The organism is Streptomyces bohaiensis, assembly GCF_012033785.1.
Taxonomy (GTDB): domain Bacteria; phylum Actinomycetota; class Actinomycetes; order Streptomycetales; family Streptomycetaceae; genus Streptomyces; species Streptomyces bohaiensis.
Genome location: NZ_JAAVJC010000219.1, coordinates 1 through 7861 on the forward strand (window position 1 = coordinate 1; position 7861 = coordinate 7861).

Genomic DNA, 7861 nt, shown 5'->3' on the forward strand with positions numbered 1-7861 from the left:
CCCCCCCCCCCCCCCCCCCCCCCGGACCGGCGCCGCCGCCCGGCGTGACACCACGCCGGGCGGCGCGCGCTTCCTCGCGCCCCGCTCGCGGCACCCCGCGCCCCGCTCCCGCACCGTCGCGACGAGCATCCCCGCGGGCGGCGTCGGCGGTGCCGCCCGGGGCCGAATGGCCGGAAACGGCGAGCGGGCGACGACGCAGCCGGTGCGCGACGGATCCGCCCCGTCGCCGTGGGTGTACGGTTGGCCGCTGCCCGAGAGGACCGCGCGAAAGGGGCAGGGGCTTGGACGTCCGGGAGCGGGAGATCCGCGGTGAACAGGGTCACCTGGACGCCGTCTACCGGAGACTCGAGGAGAAGATCCACGAGGCGGAGTTCCTGGTGAACGACGCCGCCAAACGCGTCCAGGTCGGGACCCCCGGCGCGCTCGCCGAACGCGACGCCCTGGTCTACCGCGCCGGCCGCCACCTCAACCGCCTCAACAGCGAGTTCGAGGACTTCCTCTTCGGCCGCATCGACCTGCTGCGCGGCAAGGACGGCACCCGCGGCCCCGACGGCGCCCAGACCTCCGTCGAGCCCGCCGACGACGCGGTGCGCGAGGAGGCCGCCGGCGCGGTCGCCGACATCGCGGAGACCCTCCACATCGGCCGCATGGGCGTTCTCGACACCGAGTACGTGCCGCTGGTCATCGACTGGCGCGCCCCGGCCGCCGCGCCCTTCTACCGCGCCACCCCGGTGACGCCGGGCCGCGTGGTGCGGCGCCGCGTCATCCGCAGCAAGGGGCGGCGCGTCACCGGGGTCGAGGACGACCTGCTCCGCCCGCGGCTGCGCGCCCTCCTCGACGGGGAGGAACTGCCCGTGGTCGGCGACGGCGCGCTGATGGCCTCGCTCGGCCGCGCCCGGGGCCACGCGATGCGGGACATCGTCGCCTCGATCCAGGCCGAGCAGGACGAGGTGATCCGCGCCCCCGCCGCCTCGGTCACCGAGGTCGCCGGCGGCCCCGGCACGGGCAAGACCGCCGTCGCGCTGCACCGTGCCGCCTACCTGCTGTACCAGGACCGGCGCCGCTACGCCGGCGGAATCCTCGTCGTCAGTCCCACCCCGCTCCTCGTCTCCTACACCGAGGGGGTGCTGCCGTCCCTGGGCGAGGAGGGGCAGGTCGCCATCCGCGCCCTCGGCGGCCTCGTGGAGGGCGCGTCGGCGGACTCCTACGACGAGCCCGCCGTCGCCCGGGTCAAGGGCTCGGCCCGCATGGCGCGCGTCCTCGCGCGCGCCGCACGGGGCGCGCTGCAACGGGACGACCAGCCGCAGACCCTCTCCGTCGTCGCGCTCGGCCGCCGCCTCACCGTGGGCCCCGAGCGGCTGGCCGAGCTCCGGCAGGCCGTGCTGAGCGGCACCGCGCCGGTCAACCTGCTGCGGCCGCGCGCCCGGCGGCTGCTGATCGACGCACTCTGGGACGCCGCCGACCCGGTGCGCGGTTACGAGGACCCCCGTATGCGGGCCGAGGCACGGGAGGCGTTCGGGGAGGACGTCGCCGAGGAGCCCGAGTTCACCGACTTCCTCGACGCCTGGTGGCCGGAGGTCGCTCCGCTGGAGGTACTGCGGGCCATGGCCGACGAGCGCCGGCTCGGTCGCTGGGCCCGCCGCGTGCTCGCCCAGGGCGATGTGCGGCGGCTCGCCCGCTCGCTGCGCCGCGTCACCGCCGACGGCCGGGGGCTGTCCGTCCACGACGTGGCGCTGCTCGACGAGTTGCGCACCGTCCTCGGCACGCCGGCGCGACCCCGGCCGGCGAGCGAGGACGCGGTCCTCGCGGAGTTCGGCGTCTCCGAGGTCACCACCTACGCCGACCGCACGGCGCGCGCCGCCCGCACCGCACCGGAGGAGGGGGAGCGCACCGACTACGCCCACGTCATCGTGGACGAGGCCCAGGACCTCACCCCCATGCAGTGGCGGATGGTGGGCCGGCGGGGCCGCCGTGCGACGTGGACGATCGTCGGCGACCCGGCACAGAGCTCCTGGAGCGACCCGGAGGAGGCGGCGGCGGAGCGGTCCGCCGTGCTCGGTACCCGACCGCGCCGCCTGTTCGAACTGACCGTCAACTACCGCAACCCCTCCGAGGTCGCGGCGGTGGCGGACCGGGTGCTCGCCCTCGCGATGCCCTCGGCCCGGCCGCCGCGTGCCGTCCGGTCGACCGGACTGGTGCCGCGCTACCGCGCCTGGTCCGACGCCCCGGGCGACGGCTCGGGGCCGGAGCTCGGGGCGGTGGTGCGGGAGGAGGCGGCGCGGCTGCTCGGCGAGGTCGAGGGGACCGTCGGGGTCATCGTCGCCATGGGGCGGCGCGAGGAGGCCGCGGAGTGGATCGCCGGCCTGGGGGAGCGGGCCGTGGCGCTGGGCAGTCTGGAGGCGAAGGGGCTGGAGTACGACGCCACGCTCGTGGTGCGTCCCGCCGAGATCGCCGACGAGTCGCCGGCCGGACTCCGGGTGCTGTACGTCGCGCTCACCCGCGCCACCCAGCGGCTGACCGTGGTCGCGGGTCCCGGTGACGAGCCGGACGCCGACGGTGTCCCCTCCCTGCTGGGGGAGCTGGGCGACCTGGCGGAGCTGCGCTGACCGCTGGGCGCGGCGGGCCGTCGGGCCGGGTTCCGCCCCGCGCGGGGCCGGGCGGGCAGCGGTACGGACGGATCCGCGACGCGCGATGAAACTCGGCCGGGTCTTTGTTACCGTGGTGGAGGCACCGGCCCGATCCATGCCCCCGGGCCCAACCATCGTCGCTACGAGCGACCACTTGCCGCGAGGCGAGCTGGCGGGTCGGTGCCACCTTCTGTCTCCGGTCGGGCCGGGGCGCGCCACGCGTCCCGGCCCGACCGCTCTCGACGGCGTCGCCCCCGGACGATCGGGGTGCGACGTCGTCGGTGCTCGGTGTCCTCACCGCTGCCGGCGGGCGGGCGTCGACCGCGGGTCGGGCGGTCGGCGGCGCCGGGCGGCGGCTCCGTCTCAGGCTGCTTCAGATGTTCCGTCGTCCTCCTCCGGGCGCATCGCGCGCTCGTACTCCGTCTTGGCGGTCTCCAACAGCATCCGCCACGACGTGACCGTCGGCCGTCGACGCAACAGCGCGCGCCGCTCCCGCTCGGTCATGCCGCCCCAGACGCCGAACTCCATGCGGCTGTCCAGAGCTTCGGCCAGACACTCCGTCCGGACGGGGCAGCCCGTGCAGACCGCCTTGGCGCGGTTCTGCGCGGCGCCCTGGACGAACAGTTCGTCCGGATCGGTGGTGCGGCAGGCCGCCTTGGTGTTCCAGTCCGTTACCCAGCTCATGCCGGTGCCGTCCTCTCCCGAATCGAGGCTCCCCCACGGCGGCAAGTGGCATATTCACCCTTGCCGATCGAGGACGTTACGGAAGGTAGGGGGACCGCGACACCCCCTCTGGATGCAATCTCAAATGACTCAGAGGGACTAGGCGACGACTTGATGTCACCTGATGGGGTGATAAGGCAGGCGCTCGCATGTGTGAGAGATGCGGGTGAAACCGGCTAATCGGTCAGTGTCGGCCACATGCTCCGCTCCTCGTACTTCACTCCAACGGGTGAGTGGTTTCTTGACGTTGGTGTCAGCTGGCGGGTAGAGGGCGATAAGCGAGCGGCATACGCCACCCCCGGGTGCGCGTGGCGTGCCCCGGCGTGCGCGGCTCGTCCCACGGCGGGTGCCGCGAGGTCCGCGCCGGAACGGGCGTGCCCCGCGGGCAGGGCCGGGTGCGGGTCGGTGCGTCCGCGGGGCCGTCCGGTGCTCCTGCCGGTCTCGGCGCGCCGTTCGGCGGGTGCGGCCGCTTTCGCCGCTGACGGGGCGGCGGTGGGCGCGGCCGGGGCCCGCGTCCTCTCTCGCAGCGCGGAAAGATACTTTCATCACAGGGGGGCGGTTACCGCGTACCAGTCGGTAGGTGGGACCATTCCGGAGCAGTACCCGGAACCACAGGGAAGAACGAAGGAAGTCGGCATGGCAACGGCGCCCAGCGTCTCGTACTCGATGACCGTCCGGCTGGAGGTCCCGGCCAGCGGCACGGCGGTCAGCCAGCTCACCACCGTGGTGGAGTCGTCCGGCGGCCACGTCACCGGCCTCGACGTCACCGCCTCGGGCCACGAGAAGCTGCGGATCGACGTCACCATCGCGGCCAACTCCACCGACCACTCCGACGAGATCGTGCGCAAGCTGCGCGAGATCGACGGCGTGACGCTCGGCAAGGTCTCGGACCGGACCTTCCTGATGCACCTCGGCGGCAAGATCGAGATGAGCTCCAAGCACCCGATCCGCAACCGTGACGACCTCTCCATGGTCTACACCCCCGGTGTCGCCCGGGTCTGCACCCAGATCGCGGCCAACCCCGAGGACGCCCGCCGGCTGACCATCAAGCGCAACAGCGTCGCCGTCGTCACCGACGGCTCCGCCGTGCTGGGGCTCGGCAACATCGGCCCGCAGGCCGCGCTGCCGGTCATGGAGGGCAAGGCGGCCCTGTTCAAGCGGTTCGCAGGCATCGACGCCTGGCCGATCTGCCTCGACACCCAGGACACCGACACCATCGTCGAGGTCGTCAAGGCGATCGCCCCCGGCTTCGCGGGCATCAACCTGGAGGACATCTCCGCGCCCCGCTGCTTCGAGATCGAGGCGCGGCTGCGCGAGGCCCTGGACATCCCGGTCTTCCACGACGACCAGCACGGCACCGCCATCGTCGTCCTCGCCGCGCTCCACAACGCGCTGCGCGTGGTGGAGAAGAACCTCGGCGACGTGCGCGTCGTCATGTCCGGCGCCGGCGCCGCCGGCACCGCGATCCTGCGCCTGCTGCTGGCGGCCGGCGTCAAGCACGCGGTGGTGGCCGACATCCACGGCGTCGTCCACTCCGGTCGTGCCGACCTCGCGGACGCGGACGCCGACACCCCGCTGCGCTGGATCGCCGACCACACCAACCCCGACAACATGACGGGGACCCTCAAGGAGGCCGTGGTCGGGGCCGACGTCTTCATCGGCGTCTCCGCCCCCGACGTCCTCGACGCCTCCGACGTCGCGGCGATGGCCGAGGGTGCCGTGGTCTTCGCGCTGGCCAACCCCGACCCGGAGGTCGACCCGGCCGAGGCCCGGCGCACCGCCGCCGTGGTCGCCACCGGCCGCTCGGACTTCCCCAACCAGATCAACAACGTGCTGGTCTTCCCCGGTGTCTTCCGCGGCCTGCTCGACGCCCAGTCGCGCACCGTCGACGAGTCGATGATGCTGGCCGCCGCCCGCGCGCTGGCCGACGTCGTGCTCGCGGACGAGCTCAACGCCAACTACGTGATCCCCAGCGTCTTCAACGAGAAGGTGTCCGGCGCGGTCGCCGGGGCGGTCAGCCAGGCCGCCCAGCAGTCCCAGGGGGACTGAGCCCCCACCACGGGTCCCGCGGCGCTCCGGGGTCGCCCCTGCGCCGCCGGGACCCGTGCCCCCGGCCCGGAGCGCGAGTGCTGCGGTGTGATGCTCCGCACGCCGCGTGGCCGCCGATGTGCCGCGCGCGGGATGCCGCCGCTACCGGAACGGCCCTCGACCGACGCCTCCGCCGCCGCGGGCGCCCCACCGTCACGCGCCGCCCCGTCGGTCCGCCGCGACCCCGGGGCCCCGGCCGTCACGCCGTCCGCACGCCCGGCGCGCGCCCTGGGACGGGGCGTGCGGGCCCCGGCGGGCGCCGGGTGACGGTGGTGGCCCTTCTCACGGCGGCGCGTCGGGTTGCCCGGCTTCCGGCGCCGCCCTTTAGGGTTACTCGCAGGCCAGAGACAGCGCCGGATTGGCCATAGCGCCCCAGCGGGGGGCAGGATGCGTACCTGGGCGCGAGGGTTCACCAAACGTGACCCGGGTCCAGGAATGTCCGAGGACCCTGGCAGCATCGGCTTCGATCTCACGCCTCATCGGCAAGAAGAACACGGGAGTACGAACTATGAACCGCAGTGAGCTGGTAGCCGCTCTGTCCGAGCGCGCCGAGGTGACCCGGAAGGACGCCGACGCCGTTCTGGCGGCGCTGGCCGAGGTGACCGGTGAGGTCGTCGCGAAGGGCGAGGAGAAGGTCACCATTCCCGGTTTCCTGACCTTCGAGCGCACCCACCGTGCCGCCCGTACCGCGCGCAACCCGCAGACCGGTGAGCCCATCAAGATCCCGGCCGGCTACAGCGTCAAGGTCTCCGCGGGCTCCAAGCTCAAGGAAGCCGCCAAGGGCAAGTAAGCCGCCCGCGCCGCCGCGGCACCCGCGGCCCGGCGCCCCGCGCGAACCGACAGGGGCGGCCGTCCGATCCGGACGGCCGCCCCTGTCGGCGTGCGTGGCCCGCCCCGAACGACGGGGCGGGCCGGAGGAGTTCAGGAAGCAGAGGGCCGCTCGACGCGGGCGCCCAGGCTGACGAGCTTCTCCTCGAAGTTCTCGTAGCCGCGGTTGATCAGGTCGATGCCGTGCACGCGCGAGGTGCCCTGCGCGGCCAGCGCCGCGATCAGGTAGGAGAACCCGCCCCGCAGGTCCGGGATGACCAGGTCCGCGGCCTCCAGTTTGGTCGGTCCCGAAACCACCGCGGAGTGCAGGAAGTTGCGCTGGCCGAACCGGCAGGGGGTGCCGCCCAGGCACTCGCGGTACAGCTGGATGTGGCCGCCCATCTGGTTGAGCGCCGAGGTGAAGCCGAGGCGGGACTCGTACACCGTCTCGTGCACGATCGACAGCCCCGAGGCCTGGGTGAGCGCCACCACCAGCGGCTGCTGCCAGTCGGTCTGGAAGCCGGGGTGGACGTCGGTCTCCAGCGCGATGGCCTTCAGCGGCCCCCCGGGGTGCCAGAAGCGGATGCCGTCCTCGTCGACCTCGAACTCCCCGCCGACCTTGCGGAAGGTGTTGAGGAAGGTCATCATCTCCCGCTGGCTGGCGCCGCGCACGTAGACGCTGCCGCCCGTCGCCAGCGCGGCCGAGGCCCAGGACGCCGCCTCCAGGCGGTCCGGCAGCGCGCGGTGGGTGTAGCCGTTGAGGCGGTCGACACCGGTGACGCGGATGGTCCGGTCGGTGTCCACCGAGATGATCGCGCCCATCTTCTGGAGCACGCAGATGAGATCCTCGATCTCCGGCTCCACCGCGGCGTTGGACAGCTCGGTCACGCCCTCGGCGAGCACCGCGGTGAGCAGCACCTGCTCCGTCGACCCCACCGAGGGGTAGGGGAGCTGGATCTTGCACCCCCGCAGCCGCTGGGGCGCGGTGAGGTACTGGCCGTCCTCGCGCTTGTCGATCGTGGCGCCGAACTTCCGCAGCACGTCGAAGTGGAAGTCGACCGGGCGGCCGCCGATGTCGCACCCGCCGAGCCCGGGGATGAACGCGTGGCCCAGGCGGTGCAGCAGCGGGCCGCACAGCAGGATCGGGATGCGGGAGGACCCGGCGTGCGCGTCGATGTCCGTGACGTTGGCGCGTTCCACCCGTGAGGGGTCCATCACCAGCTCGCCCGGCTCCTCGCCGCTGTGCACGGTCACCCCGTGCAGCTGCAGCAGTCCGCGCACCACGCGGACGTCACGGATGTCGGGCACGTTGCGCAGGCGACTGGGGGCGCTCCCGAGGAGCGCGGCGACCATTGCCTTGGGTACCAGGTTCTTGGCGCCGCGGACCCGGATCTCACCCGAGATCGGGGTGCCTCCGTGCACAAGCAGAACGTCGTCGGTCATGGAACTCGCGATCTGGGCAGACGAATACGGACAGGTGGCCGTATCCGATGGTACGGGTGAGCGAGCCGTCCTCCCGCCCCCCGTGCGCGCCGGGCGGCGGTAACCGGACCCCGGCCGGGGCGTCCGCGGCGCGGGGGCGCACCACCCGCCGGGCCGCGCCCGCCAGGTGGCGG

At 73.6% G+C, this 7861-nt stretch carries 5 protein-coding genes; 3 read left to right on the top strand and 2 right to left on the bottom strand.

The window, feature by feature from the left end:
• The first annotated feature begins 281 nt into the window (after positions 1-281).
• The gene (locus HCN52_RS18980) at positions 282-2606 is read left to right on the top strand and encodes a HelD family protein (protein ID WP_168089663.1); all 2325 of its coding nucleotides are present in this window, start codon (positions 282-284) and stop codon (positions 2604-2606) included.
• A 384-nt stretch (positions 2607-2990) separates the two neighbouring features.
• Here the strand turns inward: HCN52_RS18980 and HCN52_RS18985 are convergent, their stop codons facing one another.
• Entirely contained in the window at positions 2991-3311 is a 321-nt protein-coding gene (locus HCN52_RS18985; protein WP_167974612.1) for a WhiB family transcriptional regulator, read from the bottom strand.
• A gap of 675 nt (positions 3312-3986) precedes the next feature.
• On the opposite strand from HCN52_RS18985, the gene HCN52_RS18990 reads away from it, so the two are divergent.
• Both HCN52_RS18990 and HCN52_RS18995 read left to right on the top strand, forming a co-directional pair.
• Positions 3987-5399 carry an NAD-dependent malic enzyme gene (locus tag HCN52_RS18990; protein ID WP_168089664.1) on the top strand — a complete coding sequence of 471 codons (1413 nt, stop codon included), beginning with the start codon at positions 3987-3989 and terminating at the stop codon, positions 5397-5399.
• 547 nt (positions 5400-5946) lie between these two features.
• Positions 5947-6228, top strand: coding sequence for an HU family DNA-binding protein (locus HCN52_RS18995; RefSeq protein ID WP_167974302.1), 282 nt, complete (start codon positions 5947-5949; stop codon positions 6226-6228).
• Between the two features lie 131 nt (positions 6229-6359).
• Here the strand turns inward: HCN52_RS18995 and murA are convergent, their stop codons facing one another.
• Positions 6360-7688, bottom strand: coding sequence for a UDP-N-acetylglucosamine 1-carboxyvinyltransferase (gene murA, locus HCN52_RS19000; protein WP_168089665.1), 1329 nt, complete (start codon positions 7686-7688; stop codon positions 6360-6362).
• Positions 7689-7861 lie beyond the last annotated feature (173 nt).